Raw genomic sequence first — 18,749 nt, 5'->3', positions numbered from 1 at the left:
GGTTTTTAAAAAACCTGTCAAGTTTTTTCCACATTGCGGATTGGAAATCATTGTTAAAAACATTTTTTTATATAGGAATCGAGGTAAGGTATGGGTAAAACTCTGATCATTACTGAAAAACCGAGTGTCGCAAAAGATATTGCCAAAGTTTTAGGAAAATTTACCAATCGAAAAGAGTACTTAGAAAGCGAGAAATATTATATTACCTGGGCTATAGGTCATCTTATTACATTAGCTGAACCAGAAGATTACGAGAAAAGATTTAAGGTTTGGAGATTAAGTCTTCTTCCTATTCTTCCTGATAAGTTTTTTTTAAAGCCGATTGCGAAAAATGAGAAAAGAATAAAAATAATCAAAGATCTCCTTAAATCAGATGACGTTGAAGAAGTTATAAACGGATGTGATGCCGGGCGAGAAGGAGAACTTATATTTAGATATATTTATGAATTTACCGAAAGCCAAAAGCCATTTAAAAGACTTTGGCTTTCATCAATGACTACAGCTGCAATCCGTCAATCGTTTGCTAATCTTATTCCTGGAGAGAGAATGGAACTATTAGCAGAAGCGGCCAAATGTCGATCGGAAAGCGATTGGTTGGTGGGAATAAACGGAACCCGGGTATTTACTGCTCGCTTTAAAATTTTGTTGTCGGTTGGTAGGGTTCAGACTCCAACTTTAGCGATCTTAGTCCAACGAGAAAAAGAGATACGAGAGTTCAAACCAACACCTTATTGGGAAATATTTGCTGTATTTTCTTCACCCCAAGGGACTTATGTGGGAAAATGGATTGATGGTGAAGATCGAGTTTACGATCAACAACAAGCCTTACAAATTGAACAAAACGTTCAAGGGAAAAAAGGCAAAGTGATTGAGTTTTCTAATAAAAAAACCAAAGAACAACATCCCCTTCTTTATGACCTTACTGAATTGCAGCGGGATGCGAATAAAATTTTTGGTTTTTCTGCTAAAAGAACCCTTAATTCAGCTCAAAAACTCTATGAAGCCCGCAAACTGATTACTTATCCACGAACCGATTCCCGATATCTTTCTAATGATTTGGTCGAACAGGTGACAACAGGATGGAATATGCTTCGAAAATGTGGCTTTGAAGAATTGACTCAAGATCCTTTTGACTCAAAAAAAGCATTAAAGGATAGAAGGGTGTTTGATAATAGCCGAGTATCCGACCATCATGCCATCATTCCGACCGGAGAAAAAATTGATTGGGACACTCTGGGACGAGATGACCAAAAAATTATGGATCTGATTTGCAAGCGATTTCTTTCGGTTTTTTACCCTGAGGCAATCTGGGCGCAGCGACGAATTAAAACTGAGGTCAATAATGAGAATTTTATTAGTAAATCGAAAGTGTTAGTTGAACCAGGATGGAGAAAAGTATACGGAAAAGAAGCCGGATCAGAAGAGACGGAATTTCTCCCGGAAGTTGAAGTTGGAACAATGGTGACCACCGAAAAAGTTTGGGTTGAAGAAAAAGAAACCAAAGCACCACCACGTTATACTGAAGCATCTCTCCTTTCTGCTATGGAGGGTGCAGGAAAGTTTGTTGAAGACGAAGAGTTGCAAGAAATTATGAAAGAATCGGGGTTGGGTACCCCCGCAACCCGAGCTGCAATTATTGAGCGATTAATCGAGGTTGGATATTTAGAAAGGGAAGAGAAAACCTTAATTCCTTCACCTAAAGGGATTGAACTTATTAATTTAATTGAAAGTATTCCAGTTAATGAGTTAGCATCCCCTCAATTAACCGGCCAATGGGAGAAGAAACTCGTTTTAATCGAAAAGGGACAATTTTCTCGACAAGAGTTTATGGACGAAATCAAAAAAATGACCGAGGAGATCGTAGCCAAGGTTAAAGAAAAACCAGATAATGGCGAACGGGCAAAAATGAACAGCAATGTTGGTTCTTGTCCAATATGTGGTTCGCCAGTTCAGGAAAACCGAAGCGCTTTTGCCTGTGTTCAATGGAAGGAAGGGTGTCCTTTTACCTTATGGAAAAAAATTTTGGGAAAAACCATTACCCGTAGCCAGGCTCAGAAGCTCATCACTCAAGGAAGGACAGATATTATTTCAGGTTTTAAATCCAAGAAAGGAAAATTTTTCAAAGCGCGGCTAATTCTTCAAGAAGGTGGGAAAATAGGGTTTGAATTTAATGCACCAAACCAAAAAAAGAAGGATGATTCGGTTACAACTCTTGAGAAAAAAACCTCATAATAAGAAATTAAAAGAGTTTAAATTAGTGAAAAATATGATTCAGAATAAGATATAATAATACGAGTATCTGGTTATAGAAAAGGCAAAAAGGGATACGTAAGAGGTGCATGTTTCCGGAATTAAAAGGCGTCTGGATGAAAGGGAGAGTAGGCGTGGAAAAGTTTGTAATTAATGGAGGGAATCCTTTATCAGGTATAGTAGAAATTGGTGGTTCTAAAAATGCAGCACTTCCTATTCTTGCCGCTACTCTTTTAAGTGAGACACCTTCCATTATTAGAAATATTCCTGATTTATTAGATGTAAATACCATGATTTTGGTTCTTCAAGGTTTAGGAGTCAGAATCGAGAAGTTGGCAGAAGGAACCTATCAAATTTTCCCTGACTCTCTCATTAAATCAGATGCTCCCTACGAATTAATACGAAAAATGAGAGCTTCTTTTTTAGTCACCGGTCCACTTATCACCAGATTAAAAAGAGCTCAAGTTCCGCTTCCAGGTGGATGTGCAATTGGTTCAAGACCTATAGACCTTCATATAAAAGGATTTCTTCATTTGGGGGTTCAAGTATCGATGCATTCGGGGTATGTCGAAGCTTGGACGGATCAATTACACCCCGGTGAAATATACTTAGATTTTCCAAGTGTAGGCGCTACTGAGAATATAATGATGCTGGCTTCGGTTATTCCAGGCGATACGGTGATAGCCAATGCAGCCAGAGAGCCGGAAGTTACTGATCTGGCAAACTTTCTAATGGCGATGGGTGCAAAAATCGACGGAGTTGGAACCGATACCATTATTATACACGGAACTCCTAAATTATATGGTTGTGATTATTCAATCATTAATGACCGAATTGAAGCAGGAACATTTTGTGTTGCAGCTGCTATTACTGGTGGAAATGTGGAAGTTAAGGGAGTTAATCATATTGCCATGCGTTCTATTATTACCAAATTGGAAGAAATCGGCGCCAAAATTTCCAAGGTATCGGAAGATAGCCTATTTATTTCTATGAAAGAAAGACCTCAGGCAACGGATATTAAAACTATGCCGTATCCCGGTTTCCCCACTGATATGCAAGCGCAATTTATGACCCTTCTCTGTTTAGCTGATGGGGTTAGTGTAATTACCGAAACAGTTTTTGAGAATCGGTTTGCCCATGTGGGAGAACTGGAAAGAATGGGAGTGAATATAAAAGTTGAGGGGAGAAGCGCAGTGGTAGTTGGTGTGGAAAAACTTACTGGAACTCAGGTTACCGCCTCTGATTTGCGAGCAGGTGCTGCACTGGTTTTAGCAGGCTTAGCAGCAGAGGGAACGACTGATGTTTATGGTATTTCTCATGTTGATCGAGGATATGCGAATTTGGAAAAGAAGCTTCTTAAACTTGGTGCCTCGATAAAGAGGGTTTACGAATAAACAGGAGGATTTTCTCTATGTGGAATAAGCGATTAGGAGTTGATTTAGGGACGGCAACCACTCTTATTTATGTTCATGGAAAAGGAATTGTGATGAATGAGCCCTCAGTAGTGGCGCTGGCTAAAGGAACGAATAAAATCTTAGCTATCGGTAGAGAAGCTAGGGAAATGATTGGAAAAACCCCTGAATATATCGTTGCCCATCGACCTCTTAAAGATGGTGTTATCGATAATTATGAAGTAACCCGTAAAATGTTGACCTATTTTATACAATCAACCTGTGGTAGGAGCATTTTTAAGCCCGATATTGTCATATGTGTGCCTTCAGGTGGAACAGAAGTTGAGAAAAGAGCGGTTTTAGATGCTGCTTATCACGCTGGTGCAAGAAAGGCGTTTCTCATTGAAGAACCAATGGCAGCTGCTTTAGGAGCTGGTTTAGAAATCGCAGAAGCCTCGGGAAATATGGTTATTGATGTCGGTGGAGGAACGACTGATATTGCAGTTCTTTCTTTGGGTGGTGTAGTTATCAGTCAATCGGTTAGGGTGGGAGGAGACAAATTAGACGAAGCAATTATTCGACACCTTCGGAAAAAATTTAACCTTATGATTGGCGAACGTACTGCTGAGATTCTTAAGATTGAAATTGGATGGGCAGTACCACCGCGGGAAGAAAAAGCTGCTGACGTGAAAGGACGAGATTTGGTGTCGGGCCTTCCTAAAACGATCACCATTACTGCTTCCGAGGTTTATAAATGTCTTTCAGAACCACTCTCATCAATTGTAGATGCCGCCCGTATTATTTTAGAGCACACTCCTCCAGAATTAGCTGCTGATATTGGAGAAAAAGGAATATGTTTAACTGGCGGAGGAGCACTTCTTCAAGGAATGGACGAGATGATTGGAAAGGCACTGGCAACTCCAACTTATGTGGCCGAAGAGCCGGTTTCCTGTGTGGCCTTAGGAGCAGGGAAAGTGTTGGATAATTTAAAGTCCCTCCGGGAAGGTTTCTTGTATACAAAAAGGAGGAACAGTTAGTTCTTGAAAGCGAAACAATTAGGATGGATATTCCTCATATTTTTCTTTACCATTTTTATAGTATTTTTTTCCTATTCTAGTTATGCTGAGAAGGTCCCCTTTTTCCCGATCCAGTCGGTTCGGCGTAATATGGAAGGGATAGGTAAAAGCGTTTTTTATGGGACCAGGATTGAGAATTTTGCTGTTGAAGTATTGGATGTTGTTATTGGGAAAGATATCAATCAAAGCTATATTGTGGTTAAAGTTACTGATGAAAAAATAAAGAAAATGGGTGGGATTTCAGCTGGCATGAGCGGAAGTCCTATTTTTTTTAGTGGGAAATTAGCTGGAGCCTTAGCCTATAGTTGGGAAACCAAAGATAACTTAATCGGAGTAGTGACTCCAATTGAAGCCATGCTTAAGCTCTGGGAAAATATGCCGGAGTCTTCAACGGTTTTACAGGTTGCCCCTAGCTCGGTCATTTTTACAATTGGATTGAGTGAAAGGGCCGGAAAAAGACTTCAAGAAAAGGCGAGTTTTTTTTCTCGGAAAATTATTTCTTTACCTGCTACTTTATATAGCCAACGTTCGAACTTACCATCAGTAGAAATTCAACCAGGGAGCGCTATTGGTGTTCAATTGATACATGGTGATGTGGATGTAGTCAGTTTGGGGACGTTAACCTGGCGAGATGAAAATAAAATTTTAGCCTTTGGTCATCCCTTCTTACATCAAGGAAGGGTGAATTATTTTTTATCTTCAATGTATGTTAATTTTAGCTTAGAAGGCAAAGATTTTCCCTTTAAAGTGGGCACGCCCATTCAACCGATAGGGATTGTTGATGAGGACCGAAGTGCGGGAATAGCTGGTCGATTGGGAGTGTTGCCCAAAGTAATAAAAGCTGATATTGAAATCGGTAGTGAAAAAAGCGTTATATCTCAAAATTACTTTGAGATTATTCAAGACGAAAATGTTGTGGTAGAATTTTTTCCAGAAATTATTTTAAATTCTATCGACCAGGCGATTGACAGCCAAAGACCGGGGAGCGTTAAAGTGACATTATCGATTGAGGGAAAGGAATTTAACTTTCAGAATGAATTTTTTTGGGTGAGTAAGATAGATATTTCCAGTTATACCTCGAATAATCTGGGAAAAATTCTTGAAGATGTTTTTAAAAATCCTTTTCAATCGATAAAAGCCGATAAAATAAGTATCAAAATTATATTTATTCCGGATATACGAGAAGCTACCTTTAGGAACCTCTTTTTACCGGTTGATGTAAAAAGAGGAAATGATTTAAAAGGAAGAATTGATTTAAACCTCTATCGTCAAGGCGTTAAAAGTCTCGATTTTGGTTTGTTTGTTCCGAGAGATTTTGTTCCGGGTGAAGCTGAGGTAGTAGTTCGAGGTATGAGTTGGGGTGATGAAAATACTCAATCACCCTCTCCACAAGCTGATCTTGATAATTATATCGATGAAAAAGTAAAGCAATTGAAATCGAATGGTCTTATAATTGAAATGAGAAGCAAAAGTGAAACCTTTTCCAGCGATAATCAGAAAAACTTTTTTTCTGAAGTCGTTTCACTCCCCTTTGTTTTAGAAGGTTCTTTTACGGGAAGTGTAGTGGTTTTGGAGTAAAATCTTGAAAAGGTTTATAATTGCTCTAACGATATTGTTAGTTTTTTTAGTTGGAATTTTCTTTATTGGTTTTCAACGTTTAGCAAGCATTACCATTGATCGCTTGTTAAATCAATTCAATACCGGACCGATTCAACTGAGTTACCAACAGGTGTCTTTTTCATTTCCTCTGAACATTAAAATTGTTGAGGTATCTTTACAAAATAATGATTTTTTCTTTCACGCTCCCCAAGTTAACCTTTCTTTTGATTGGGGTCTCTTTTTTGGTAAAAAAGAGAGCATTGTTGCAGCTATTCCTGAAGCCGTAGTCTCATCTCATTCAAAAGATTTTATACAGAATATTAAGGATTTTCAGTTTCATATTGTTCCTGATTTCGAAATTGATATTAAAAGCCTAAGTGTCCCCAACGACACCCACACTTTAGATGCTTTCCCCTTGTTTCTTCAAAAGAAAGATAAAATAATATCCTTTCGCATAAATCATCCTGAATTATCTATGAGTGGTAATTTTATATCAGAAAAAGAAATTCAAGCTGAATATAAAATTCTCAGTAAGAATTACCCTCTCCAGGGTCAACTGATTTTTTCTTTAAATGATGATACTTTAAAAGGGACTGTTGAAAGCGAAATGGATTTCTCTTTTTCTGCTTTATTAGTTCCGAAAGAAGATGGAATTGAACTCCAAGATTTTAGCATTCAGAATATTTCTGATGAAAAAAATAGTATCAAATTTTTTGGAAATAGCCGATTGTGGCTTAAAGATCAGCCTAAAATCCAAATAAACGGACAGGTAAGGAGTGGAATGGTTGAAAATGCTTACGATTTCGATCTTGAACTTCAACGTAAAAACATTTCTGAAATTGTTGGGAGCCTCCATTTAAAAGCAGGAGAGCCCAACATTGATCTTATTTCAAGTGTGGTTTTTTTGCCTGAGAGCTCAAGTTTTTCTCTTCAGCTTCTTCCTGGATCAATCATTGAAGAAAATCCGATTCTTGGAGAAATTAAAGGGAAATATTCCGATCAACAAATAAATGTAGAATTTGTTTCCCATCCAATGGAGATCCAATTTGCCGAGTTAACTGGAAAAGGCATAATCAATGGGAATGCCACTTTTTCTTCAGGATCTTTCAAGGCAGAAGGGCAACTGAATAGCGAATGGCTTCAATACCAGAATTATCGAATCGAAAAAATTCAAATGCAGTTTCAGTATGATCTTGAGAGAATACTATTTCAAGGAGTTGGTTATTTATTCGATGGAAAATTAACCCTGGATGGTTCCTATTTTAATAAGCAATTTAATGCGAGGGGTACTATTGAAAATAGTAAATTAGATTATTTTATCGGTGGAGATAATCTTCCATTCACAGGGAATGTTTCTGGTGTATTTGAAGTCCAAAAAGTGGATGGGGATCCACTTTTGATTTCCTTATCCCTTTCCGATGGAACGCTTTTTTGGAAAGATATTTTTATTGGAGATCAATTAACTGCTCAGTTAAATTACTGGGGTGATAAGTTGACCATAACTGATTTAATGCTTCGAAACCAAGATGGGACAATTGAAGGGGAGATCGAAAAAGAGTTTAAGAATATTAAGGGAAAACTTCGTTTTAAAAACTTTTTTATTTCTTATCCTATTGCTGGGAAAGCTCTCCAAATGATTGGTGAAGGGGATGGAGAATTTCAATACTCAGAAGGAGATTGGGAAATTTCAGCCAATCTCCTTGCACCAACCTGGAGTTATGACGAGTGGTCTGGAACTGATTTTCAATTTCAAGGTGAAATATCGCCGGAAACAATACTCATAGAAAAATGCGAGACTCAACTATTGGGTGGTAATTTGTCTCTGATGGGCGAAATAACGCCCTATAGAGCAATAAATATAACTGGAACAATTAGCAATCTTGAATTTCCTGAAAATGACTATGATTTTCAGGGTAAAATTCAAGAAATACTACTGAGTGCTCAGGGAGCATGGGATAAGGTGCTTTTTGGGATCAATGCTCAGGGAGAGGGATTAACCTATCAAGGACAGCCACTGGGAACTACTTTTCAGATTACGATTGAAGGTGAAAGTGCTCTTCCTAAACAAAATGAGGAAATTGGTTTCGAAAGGTATTTAAATCCTGAAATTCTTAAAAAAGGGAATATTCAGATTCAAGGTGTTCATTTTGAACAGGAAATCGAAGATGGTTATAAAGTAGCAGGGCAGGGAGATATTGAAGCACAGCTCGATGTTTCTAACAAAATTTGGATCCTTAAGAGCCAAAATCTTAATCTTCAGGTCGAAGAATTTTTGAATTTTAATGGTTCTGTTCAGGGAAGTTTTAAAAATGATCAAATTGAAATTCAACAACTCCATTTAAAAGAAATTACTCGAAATATCGATATTCTTGGTTCTGGATCTTACAACGTCAAGGATAAAAGCATTCAAGGCCAATTTACTGGTCAATATGATACCAATCTTCCTTTCCCTGATTATGGTCTCGATGTGTATTTGGCCGGCAATACTGAGTTGAGCCTAACAGGTACCATGGATAAACCAGAATATCAAGGTTGGATTCAAGTAAACCAAGGGAAGGTTGTACAACAGGAAAAAGATTTAATTCAGTTAGAAGATGTTTTTGCTACGATAAATGGTAAAGAATTAACTATATCCGAGGGTCATGGTCAATGGTTAGGTTTTGATTTTAATACCGAGGGAACGATAGGGGAAACGGGAATCAAATTAGCTTTTGATATTAGCGGAGAAAATGGCTTGTTAGGACAATTTGATTATTTTCAAGGTTCTTGGCAGGGTAAAATTACTCTTCAAGGTGAATTTTCTGACCTCCAAGCCGAAGGGATGATTCAAGTGAGAAATGGTTTTATCGATACAACTCATTTAGATAAAAACCAGAGTACCACGACAATTTTTCAAAATTTGAATGAGTCATTCCTAAATATTCCAATTCAATTGAAACTTATTTTAAAAACAGATGATAATTTTCGAGTAAAGACCCGGTTTTTAGATTTAAAACTTAAAGGTGGATTAACCCTTGAAAATGGTCAAGGTACTATGGAAATTAAAGGTCGTTTGGATGTGACTGAAGGAACCTATGACTTAGTTATGAGAACTATTCCCGTTCAAGGATATGTGGTGTTTGGAGATTATTTTGGTTTTATTCCCCAAATTCATTTGGAAGGGCGTATTGAAGTAAGGCGATATGATATTATTCTGAAAGCTGATGGCCCCTTAGATGATTATGAAATGAAGCTTCAGTCTGAACCGCCTCTTATTCAAGAAGAAATACTATCTCTCTTATTCGTTGGTGATAAAGATGCTTATCAATCTTTAGATACTTTAGACTTGGAACCACATCTATTAAGCGCTTTGCGTTTTTTCTTAGGAATGAAAGGTACTGGTTTAAAAAATGTTCTTTTTTTTGATAGTGTTGAATTGGTTACTCCAAATCAAGAGAATGAAGGATTTTTTGGTATAGAATTAAAAAAAGAACTTGGAGAAAATGCTTCAATAAGTTATACTCATGACTTAAGTGGGGGAGATAATTCTACTTGGAATTTTGAACTCGATCTCAGTCGAGAATGGTCCTTCAAATCTGAGTTTGGTAACGATGGCAATTATGGTTGGGAATTGGAATTCACTACTCGATTTTAATCTACCAAACTAAAAAAAAAGATTTTTAAATGATAGAATATTAGTAGCTTATTATCGTTTAATTTTAGGTGGCCGATAATCGGGATTATCCATTTTTTAGTTATTGAGATGAATTAATTAACCGTAGATTTGATGAAAACGGTTTTTTAAAAAAAAATTGAATAGTTCAATTATTGATTGAAGAATTTAAGTATGAGAATGAGGGACTTCTCTTGTTGTTGCCTTAAACTGAGGGGTCCTTTTAATAATAAAAATAATTAGAAATTATGGAACTAAAAATTAAATCAGAGAGTGTGAACTCCATGAAACATCTTGATAACCGGATACAAATTGAAAATTGAAATGGAGGGAATTGAATTTTATGAGATATCGTCCATTAGAGGTGATTTTGATCGGTTTTATTCTCATCTTTTTTCTTTTAGCTCCAGTAAGTCAAATAGCATGCGCGCAAAATGGTCCTCCCATAGTAGCCATACGTGTTGAGGGTAATACTAATATCAATAGCCAGCTCATTTTATCGGCAGTTTCAATATCCCTCAAAGAAACATTCAATCAAGAAAAAATTAAAAGTGATATTAAGTCGATATTTGATCTTGGTTATTTTACTAAAGTTTGGGTTGATACCAAGCAATATCCAGATGGAATCGAGCTCATATTTAAAGTTGAAGAAAATCAAATTCTAAAGGGGATTGAAATCCAGGGGAACACCCAAATGACCATTGATGAAATTCGCTCGGCGATGATTTTAGTCCCTGGTCAGGTCATGAATTGGAAGATATTGCAAAACGATTTAGACCGAATAAAAGCCTTGTATAGCAATAATGGTTATATGATCACTGCAGTAGATGGTACAGATTTTTCTACGGATGGCATTTTAAAATTCACTCTTCATGAAGGTATTATTGAACAAATTAAAATTGAAGGAACCGAGAAGACCAAAGATTATGTTATTATTCGTGAATTATCTTTCGAAACCCCAACCAAGTTTGACTTTTCTGAAATCAAGAAAAGCATGAGGGCAGTTTATAACTTAGGTTTTTTTGATGATATTAGTATGAAAATTGAACCTGGTAGTGATTCTAATCAAGTAATTATAGTTATAAAAGTGATTGAAAAATTAACCGGTGAAGCAGGTTTGGGGGTCGGATATAACACCGAAGATGGATGGTTGGGTTTTGTTCGATACCAAGAAAGTAATTTTGGTGGAAATGCCCAGAAACTGGAACTTCGGTATGAATTTGGATCAAGGACTTTATATCGACTCTATTTTGAAGAACCTTGGCTTTTTGATACGCCAACTTACTTTTCTCTCTCAGTCTATGATCAAATACGTGAGAGAAAAAATCGGGAAGAAGGAGAAATTATTGGTCGTTATGAAGAAGAAAGAGTTGGTGGCCAAGTTTCTTTTGGAAGGAGATTTTCTGATTATTGGAGGTGGAGACTAAGCTACAAAACTGAAAATATAAAGATCACTGCTTTGGAAGGAGAAGTTCCTAATCGAGGAGGTATTACCAATTCTCTTACCCCAATGATCATTTATGATTCTCGAGATGATGTTTTTAATCCTCATAGTGGATGGTATGGAATTGCTCAAGCAGAAATTGCCGGTCGATTTTTAGGTGGAGATAATAATTATAATAAATATATTTTGGATTTGAGAAATTATATCGATACTGGCCAGGATACTGTTCTTGCCCTTCGTTTGATGGGAGGTATTGCTGATACAACTCTTCCCGAGTATGAAAAGTTCACGGTTGGTGGAGTAAATACCCTACGAGGGTATGACCTTGCTGAATTTGAAGGCGAACAGATGCTGGTTTTTAATGCTGAATACCGTTGGGATATTGCTGATAATACTCAATTGGTCGTTTTTGGTGATGCTGGTTATGCCTGGGCTTTGGATGAACCAATTCGACTTGATGACATTAAATTTGGTTATGGAGTTGGTTTGCGATTCGATACACCCCTTGGACCAATACGCTTAGATTATGGTTTAGGCGAAGAAGGGGGACAAACTTACTTTAGTATTGGTCAAACTTTTTAAAAGAAATTCAATTAGCTAAAAAAGCATCGTGAAGGGATTATAGCCCTTTTGATAGAAAGAAAGGAGAAGTGTCTTTATTATGAAAAAGCAGGTACTATTCATTGGATTACTGGTGGTTATGTCGCTTCTTTTGGTGGGAAATTTTTCCTGGGCGGCAACAACCTCCCAAAATATAGGTCTCATTGATGTGGAGAAATTGTTTAATGCTCATCCGAATACCCAGAAAATCATTGATTTGGAAAGGCAATTTGTTGAAGAAAAGCAGAAAAGGCAACAAGACCTTAACGAGAAAGGGAAAGGAAAAACCAGGGAAGAGGTTCGTGAATTAGAAGATCAAATGAATATAGAATGGGCTCCGGTTGGAGAAGAAATGCTAAAACAAAGACAAGAGCTGATTAATCAGAGATATAGTGATGTGATTGACTCAATAAAAGCAGTTGCTGAATCGATGAAACTCTCTTTAGTGATTCGAACTCAAATTCGAGTTCCGGTCAGCCAGAATGAAGCAGTTGACATGCCAGTTGTTCTATATGGTGGGACTGATATCACCGATAAAGTTATTGAAAAATTGAAGACTCTAAACAATTAACCTGAGAATGAAGTGAAATTCTTTGAAAATTAAAGAAATAATGTCTTATATCGGCGGTCACCTGATTGGTGACCCCGAATTTGAAGTTTTTGGTATCGGTACTATAGATAATATAACTTCGGGGGATTTGGTATTTTTATTTCATCAGCAAAAAATAACCGGTTTTATTTCTTCGATCCCCGACGTTATTGTTTGTCGAGAAGGAATAGATATTCAAGCCAAAAATCTTATTTTCGTTGAAAATCCACGTTTAGCTTTTATTCAATTACTGCCCAAATTTTATACTCAAGATTATCCCGAACCAGGTATCCATCCAACGGCCTTTATACATCCTCAAGCAAGAGTTGGAGAAAGAGTGTCAATTGGCGCAGGAACACATGTCGAATCAGATGCCATTATTGCTGACGACACCATTATCTTTCCTCAGGTATACATAGGGAAGGGATCGCAGATTGGAAAAAGCTGTTTAATTTTTCCTCAGACGGTTATTCGAGAAAATTGTATCCTTGGTGATCGAGTGATTCTTCAAAGTGGAGTCATTATTGGTGGTGATGGCTTTGGTTATGAAAGATCTGGAGATGTTTATTTAAAAGTTCCCCATGTAGGCAAAGTAGTTTTGGAAGACGATGTCGAAGTTGGGGCAAATTCTACTATTGACCGTGCGACCTTAGGAGAAACCAGGATTGGAGCTGGTACCAAGATTGATAATTTGGTTATGATTGCCCACAATGTTAAAATCGGTAAAAATTGTATAATTGTTGCACAATGTGGAATTGCTGGAAGTAGTAGTCTAGGCGACGATGTCATCATGGCTGGCCAATGTGGAGTTGTTGACCATGGAAAAATTGGGAATCGTGTCCGTTTAGCTGCACGAACTGGAGTTGTCAATTCGATACCTGATGATCAAATGGTTTCAGGCTTCCCTGCTCAGGACCATAAAATTGAAATGAAAGAGAAGGTGCTATTACGGAAATTACCGGATTTATGGCAAAGGATCAAGAATTTGGAAAAAAAAGTGTTCAAATCTTAATTTCTTCAAAAAAGCAAAAAACTATTTCTCGTTCTTTTTCTATTGTTGGGAAGGGATTGCACTATGGCAGAGATACACGAGTTGAGGTTCACCCCGCAAAAGTTGATCAGGGAATAGTATTCCAGGTTTTTCAGAACCACATTGACCGAATAATCCCTGCCCATTTTAATCATCTTCATTCCGGTAATCGAAATTCAACACTAACCAAAGAAGGTATTTCTCTTTCAACGGTAGAGCATTTTTTAGCGGCAGCTTGGGGTGCGGATGTAGATAATCTACTGGTTAAAGTTGAGGGTGAAGAGCTCCCAGCTGGAGAAGGAAGTTGTTCGCTTTGGGTAGAAAATTTGAATCGAGTTGGTTATGAGGAACAAAAACTCAATCGAGCCTACTTTCAAATACAAGAGATACTTGAAGTAAGTAATCGTGGTCGGTATCTGTTTGCATTGCCAAGTGATTTTTTTAAAGTAACTTATTTTTTAGATTATTTTTGTGGGTCAACCTTCGCTCTTTGTGTGACTTTTTCCGATAACGAAGGAGGATTTTGCCAAATTGCTAAAGCACGAACCTTTGCTTTTAAGGATGATGTTCAACAGATAATCCATGCAGGTCTCGGAAAAGGAGTTAGAGAATCGGCCTTGATTCTCAATGAAAAGGGACAATCGGACAAAAAATTCAACATTGAGGGGGAACCGGCCTATCATAAAATTATTGATCTCATTGGCGATCTCATGTTGATTGGGCATCGAGTTGTAGGTCATTTTATCGGAATACGTTCAGGACATAGCATGAATCATCAGATGGTCAAACTGATAGCAAGGAAGGCGAGGTTATTTAATGAATAGAGATATAAGAGCGATCATCGAAGAAGGAGCGATTATTGCCGAAGGTGTTCAGGTTGGACCCTATGCAATCATTGGGAAAGACGTCACGATTGGTGAGGGGACTACGATTGGTAGTGGAGTTATATTGGAAGGAAGGGTACATATCGGATCGAAGTGTATGATAGGACATCATACTGTAATTGGCACACCTCCTCAAGACCTCTCCTATCAAGGCGAGGAAACTGAGGTTTGGATAGGGGATGAGACGGTTATTCGTGAATTTTCTACGATACATCGGGCAACTGGGAAAGGGAATGAAACCCGAATCGGAAGAAAGTGCTATATAATGTCCTATTGTCACATAGCCCATAATTGTCGAGTAGGAAATGAGGTAACCATGGCAAATAACGCTTCATTAGCTGGGTATGTTGAAGTGAATGATATGGCAACTTTAAGTGGATTTGTGGGAGTTCACCAGTTTGTTCGAATTGGTAAGCTCACCATGTTGGGTGGTTTATCGAAAATTGTCATGGATATCCCCCCATTTACTCTTGCTGATGGGCACCCAGCTCGTCTTTTTGGTCTCAATGTTGTTGGATTGAAAAGGCGTGGTTATTCAAAAGAGGAAAGAGATCAGATAAAAAAGATCTATACAATAATATTTGAAAGGCATGGAAATCTACCCGAGCTTCTCGATAATATTCAAAGAGATTTTACCGGTGAATATGTTGCAGAAATAATAAACTTTTTTTCTCAAGGTCGCCGAGGTATCACTCGATTTATTAAAGAGAAACGGCTAAACGATGTTTATTAATAAGCTTTTATTAGTAGCCGGAGAGGGATCGATCCCATCAATTGTTTATCAGAATGCTCGGGAAAAGAAAATTGAAGTCATTTGGGTTGGTTTTCGATTTTTCCATTATAATCAGCACGAAGAGCCCCATCATCTCATTGATGAATTTTCCATAAATACCCTTCTCCAATTCATGAAAACCTATCAAACCAACTATTTATGCTTGTCGGGTAAATTTCCTCGGTCTTGTTTTTTTAAAAAAAATTTGATTCATAATGACCTTAAACAATTCATCAATCAGCTCTCGGGTTATCGAGATGATCAAGTATTAAATGCGGTTTTTCAAGAATTAAAGCAACAAGGCATACAATTGGTTACTCCTGTTGAGTTCCTGAAAGGACATTTAACCCCGTTAGGGAATTTGACCCATCGAGTTCCAAATGAAAATGAATGGGATGATATCCATTATGGCTTAACAATTGCGAAATATTTAGCCGATAATGAAATTGGACAAACGTTAGTTTTGAAAAGAAAAGCAATACTGGCAGTTGAGGCTGCTGAAGGGACGAATGAAACCATTAAAAGAGGAGCTTTGATTGGGAAGGGAAACATTGTTGTGATTAAAGTAGCAAGGACGCGGCAAAATTTTTTTCTCGATGTTCCAACGATTGGAATTGAAACCATTCAGACCTTGGGTCACCATGGTGGTGGAATAATTGCTATTGAATACGGAAAGACTCTTCTTATTGAACGAAATGAAGTTGTGGAAACAGCCAATAGACTCAAAGTTGGTGTGGTAGGCGTATCATTATCAAGCCCATGAAACCAAAAAAATCTATTTTTATCTCGACCGGAGAGATATCGGGTGACTTTTACGCTGGTGAAATTATTAAACGCCTCAAGGAAAGATATGATTTAGAAGTGTTGGCGCTTGGTGGAGAATGTGTTGTTCAAGCTGGGGCTAACTTAATTTATGACACGACTGCCATTGCTACTTTTGGTTTTTTCGAATTACTTACAACCTTACGTCAGTGGAAAATAGTTTGGAATAAGACAGCGAAAATCCTCAAATGCAGTCCTCCGTCAGTTGCTATCCTTATTGATAACCCCGGTTTTAACCTTAGAATGGTTCGGTTATGCCACCAAATAGGTATTCCAATCATTTATTTTATACCTCCACAAGTATGGGTTTGGAATCGACGGAGAGCAGCTCTGCTTTCACGCTATGCAGATTGGATTTTAACCATTTTCCCTTGGGAGGATAACTATTTTAAAGGTGGTCAAGCCCAAGTAAAATGGGTTGGACATCCGGTGGCATCTAAAATTCCTCATTCCAACACTTTTAATTCAAATATAACAACCAAGAAAATAGTTTTTCTGCCTGGGAGTCGGAGAAAGGAAATTGATGAATATCTAAAAATTTTAAAAAAAGTCCTGGCTGATTTTATGAACCAGCATCCCGACTACGATTTTTTTCTGGTTTTAGCCAGTGAACGGTATAAAAATATTTTTGAAAAGCAATTATCGGGATTACCAATAAACCTAAAGAAAAGAGAGGACCTCTACCAGGTTTTATCAGGAAGTTCACTCAGTGTAAGTTGTTCTGGTACAATAACCTTGGAAGTCGCCATGATGGGAATACCTCAGATAATTGTCTATCGATTGTCAAATTTAACCTATTTTTTAGCTCGGTTATTTTTAAAAAAGAGGTTTATTGGTTTACCAAATATTCTCCTTAATCGGGAGGCATGTCCCGAGCTGATTCAGAATGACTTTAACAGTGAAAATCTATTACAAGCTATGGAAAAAATAATCAACGATAGTTTGATAGAGAGTTTTGCTCAAAGGAATGCACAAGAAATTAGAAAAACTTTGACACATGGGGATACTTACTCACAAGTTGTTGAGGTGATCGAAAATTATCTTAGATGATCGACCGGTGGTCATGATAACGGTAAATGGTCCTGGAGAGCTTTATTATTGGGCTATGACCTTGTTGAACTCGATTATTGCTAATGAAATTCCAATACAAATATGGATATTTTTGACACCCTGCCAATTTAGTACTGGTTGTGAGCAAAAAGTTCTTCAAGAAAACAAATACATTACCAAGGTTTTTTTACCGGCTGAGACCAAACAGATTTGCTGGGGGAAAAAACCTTTATCATTTCCACGACAAGGTTTAATCCTCTTTTTGGGAGGGGATATTTATAATGCTGTCCTTCTTAAGAAGAGGAGCGGATATCCTCTGTGGGTTTATGGGAGCCATTTACGTTGGTCAAAGCATGTAGACCTTTATTTGGCCCGATTTCTTCGTGATCATGATCGACATCAATTCCCTCAAAAGAAATTTATTGGCGATTTGCTTTATTCCTACGTGGTACAGGAAAAATACCTAGCTGAGGAGGAAAACCGATTTTTTTGTCAAGGCGAACCCCGAATATTATTCCTACCGGGTAGTCGGTCTTTTGCTTATGATTACCTAATCCCTTTTTATAAAAAAATTGCTGATTTATTGCTGCCAATTTTTCCGAAAACTTCTTTTGCCCTTAGTTTTCCGGCGCATTATTCGGAAAAAGATATTCCAGTTGATAATTGGGGGGAAGGGAAAATCCCATTTTATTTTGGTAAAGCTTCTCACTTAATGAACCAAGCTGATGTTGCTATTGCTATTCCGGGGTCTTCTAATTTGGAATTATTTTATCGGAAGAAGAAAACCTTGATCATTTTACCCTTGGAAGCGAACAGTAAAAATATACCACTGACTGGGATCCCAGAATTCATTGGAAAAATACCTGGAATAGGTCCAATAATTAAAAAAAAGATAATCTATGCGGTGAATCATAAAAAAAAGTGGGTATCACTGCCAAACATTATAATGAATAGAGAAATTTTTCCTGAATTACGAGGGAAGGTTTGCCCCGAAGATGTGGTAAGTAAAGTAGAAAATATGATTTATAAAACAGATTTCGATTATGAAATATCAGAAGACGAATTTCCAACAACAGCCGATTCGGTTTTAACTCAATTAATCCAGGAGAATTTTTATGGTAAAAGGGAAAAGTCTCTTTAGGCTACTCAATTATCTCAAGCCCTACGGTGGATTGGTAGCTGGAGCGCTTATTATGGGAATTTTAGGGGCTGGTATTAGCCTTATTTTTCCCTGGCTGGTAAAGATTATTATTGACCAAGTTCTTATTCAAAAGAACCTGTTATTGTTATTATTCATAACTTTTGGAATTGTTTTTATATTTTTTATTAAAGGGCTCACTTCTTATATTCAGAATCTTTGGGTTTCCAAAGCTGGTTTTCGGGTGATTACCAAACTCCGTTCGGAATTATATCAACACATTTATTCTCTATCGGCATCGTTTTTTCAAGAAAACCCAACCGGGGATATTATTTCCCGTATGACTAATGATGTAACTAATATCCAAAACCTTTTTTCTCATACTTTTATGAATATATTTATGGACCTTCTCATTCTGATTGGTTCCATAGGAGTATGTTTTTACATTAACT

The 18,749-nt window shown here is 37.3% G+C and carries 14 protein-coding genes; all 14 read left to right on the top strand.

What is annotated here, in order from left to right:
• The first annotated feature begins 90 nt into the window (after window positions 1-90).
• Entirely contained in the window at window positions 91-2,232 is a 2,142-nt protein-coding gene (locus PLK24_RS00675) for a type IA DNA topoisomerase (RefSeq protein WP_324475754.1), read from the top strand.
• A gap of 152 nt (window positions 2,233-2,384) precedes the next feature.
• Window positions 2,385-3,644 (top strand): UDP-N-acetylglucosamine 1-carboxyvinyltransferase, encoded by a 1,260-nt coding sequence (gene murA, locus PLK24_RS00670; protein ID WP_324475752.1) that lies wholly within the window; start codon window positions 2,385-2,387, stop codon window positions 3,642-3,644.
• A gap of 17 nt (window positions 3,645-3,661) precedes the next feature.
• Window positions 3,662-4,678 (top strand): rod shape-determining protein, encoded by a 1,017-nt coding sequence (locus tag PLK24_RS00665; RefSeq protein WP_324475751.1) that lies wholly within the window; start codon window positions 3,662-3,664, stop codon window positions 4,676-4,678.
• A 3-nt stretch (window positions 4,679-4,681) separates the two neighbouring features.
• Window positions 4,682-6,295 carry a SpoIVB peptidase S55 domain-containing protein gene (locus PLK24_RS00660; RefSeq protein WP_324475750.1) on the top strand — a complete coding sequence of 538 codons (1,614 nt, stop codon included), beginning with the start codon at window positions 4,682-4,684 and terminating at the stop codon, window positions 6,293-6,295.
• Between the two features lie 4 nt (window positions 6,296-6,299).
• Entirely contained in the window at window positions 6,300-9,950 is a 3,651-nt protein-coding gene (locus PLK24_RS00655) for a translocation/assembly module TamB domain-containing protein (protein ID WP_324475749.1), read from the top strand.
• A 361-nt stretch (window positions 9,951-10,311) separates the two neighbouring features.
• Window positions 10,312-11,994, top strand: coding sequence for a BamA/OMP85 family outer membrane protein (locus tag PLK24_RS00650; RefSeq protein ID WP_324475747.1), 1,683 nt, complete (start codon window positions 10,312-10,314; stop codon window positions 11,992-11,994).
• Between the two features lie 79 nt (window positions 11,995-12,073).
• Window positions 12,074-12,583 carry an OmpH family outer membrane protein gene (locus PLK24_RS00645; RefSeq protein ID WP_324475746.1) on the top strand — a complete coding sequence of 170 codons (510 nt, stop codon included), beginning with the start codon at window positions 12,074-12,076 and terminating at the stop codon, window positions 12,581-12,583.
• Between the two features lie 22 nt (window positions 12,584-12,605).
• Window positions 12,606-13,613 carry a UDP-3-O-(3-hydroxymyristoyl)glucosamine N-acyltransferase gene (gene lpxD, locus PLK24_RS00640; protein WP_324475745.1) on the top strand — a complete coding sequence of 336 codons (1,008 nt, stop codon included), beginning with the start codon at window positions 12,606-12,608 and terminating at the stop codon, window positions 13,611-13,613.
• A complete protein-coding gene (locus PLK24_RS00635) occupies window positions 13,568-14,455 on the top strand; it encodes a UDP-3-O-acyl-N-acetylglucosamine deacetylase (RefSeq protein ID WP_324475743.1) in 888 nt (295 codons plus the stop codon). The genes lpxD and PLK24_RS00635 overlap by 46 nt, the downstream gene beginning before the upstream one ends.
• Window positions 14,448-15,248: an acyl-ACP--UDP-N-acetylglucosamine O-acyltransferase gene (gene lpxA / locus PLK24_RS00630; RefSeq protein WP_324475741.1), complete on the top strand. Its 801-nt coding sequence runs from the start codon at window positions 14,448-14,450 to the stop codon at window positions 15,246-15,248. Before PLK24_RS00635 ends, lpxA begins: the two co-directional genes overlap by 8 nt.
• Window positions 15,238-16,050 (top strand): LpxI family protein, encoded by an 813-nt coding sequence (locus tag PLK24_RS00625; RefSeq protein ID WP_324475740.1) that lies wholly within the window; start codon window positions 15,238-15,240, stop codon window positions 16,048-16,050. Before lpxA ends, PLK24_RS00625 begins: the two co-directional genes overlap by 11 nt.
• Window positions 16,047-17,159 (top strand): lipid-A-disaccharide synthase, encoded by a 1,113-nt coding sequence (gene lpxB, locus PLK24_RS00620; protein ID WP_324475739.1) that lies wholly within the window; start codon window positions 16,047-16,049, stop codon window positions 17,157-17,159. The genes PLK24_RS00625 and lpxB overlap by 4 nt, the downstream gene beginning before the upstream one ends.
• Before the next feature lie 13 nt (window positions 17,160-17,172).
• The gene (locus PLK24_RS00615) at window positions 17,173-18,300 is read left to right on the top strand and encodes a glycosyltransferase family protein (protein ID WP_324475737.1); all 1,128 of its coding nucleotides are present in this window, start codon (window positions 17,173-17,175) and stop codon (window positions 18,298-18,300) included.
• A partial coding sequence (locus tag PLK24_RS00610; RefSeq protein WP_324475735.1) for an ABC transporter transmembrane domain-containing protein occupies window positions 18,275-18,749 on the top strand: 475 nt, incomplete at its 3' end. The genes PLK24_RS00615 and PLK24_RS00610, both read left to right, overlap by 26 nt.

It is taken from the genome of Atribacter sp. (assembly GCF_035418125.1).
GTDB classification, from domain to species: Bacteria; Atribacterota; Atribacteria; order Atribacterales; family Atribacteraceae; genus Atribacter; species Atribacter allofermentans.
Note: the sequence above shows the minus strand (reverse complement) of the source record. Positions and strands in the feature narration are given on the sequence as shown.

Bases quoted from the DNA above. Each gene is read 5' to 3' on its own strand.
- lpxB (WP_324475739.1), top strand. From the start codon at position 16,047: ATGAAACCAAAAAAATCTATTTTTATCTCGACCGGAGAGATATCGGGT.
- PLK24_RS00615 (WP_324475737.1), top strand. From the start codon at position 17,173: ATGATAACGGTAAATGGTCCTGGAGAGCTTTATTATTGGGCTATGACC.
- PLK24_RS00645 (WP_324475746.1), top strand. From the start codon at position 12,074: ATGAAAAAGCAGGTACTATTCATTGGATTACTGGTGGTTATGTCGCTT.
- PLK24_RS00635 (WP_324475743.1), top strand. From the start codon at position 13,568: ATGGCAAAGGATCAAGAATTTGGAAAAAAAAGTGTTCAAATCTTAATT.
- PLK24_RS00650 (WP_324475747.1), top strand. From the start codon at position 10,312: ATGAGATATCGTCCATTAGAGGTGATTTTGATCGGTTTTATTCTCATC.
- PLK24_RS00625 (WP_324475740.1), top strand. From the start codon at position 15,238: ATGTTTATTAATAAGCTTTTATTAGTAGCCGGAGAGGGATCGATCCCA.
- lpxA (WP_324475741.1), top strand. From the start codon at position 14,448: ATGAATAGAGATATAAGAGCGATCATCGAAGAAGGAGCGATTATTGCC.
- PLK24_RS00665 (WP_324475751.1), top strand. From the start codon at position 3,662: ATGTGGAATAAGCGATTAGGAGTTGATTTAGGGACGGCAACCACTCTT.
- PLK24_RS00675 (WP_324475754.1), top strand. From the start codon at position 91: ATGGGTAAAACTCTGATCATTACTGAAAAACCGAGTGTCGCAAAAGAT.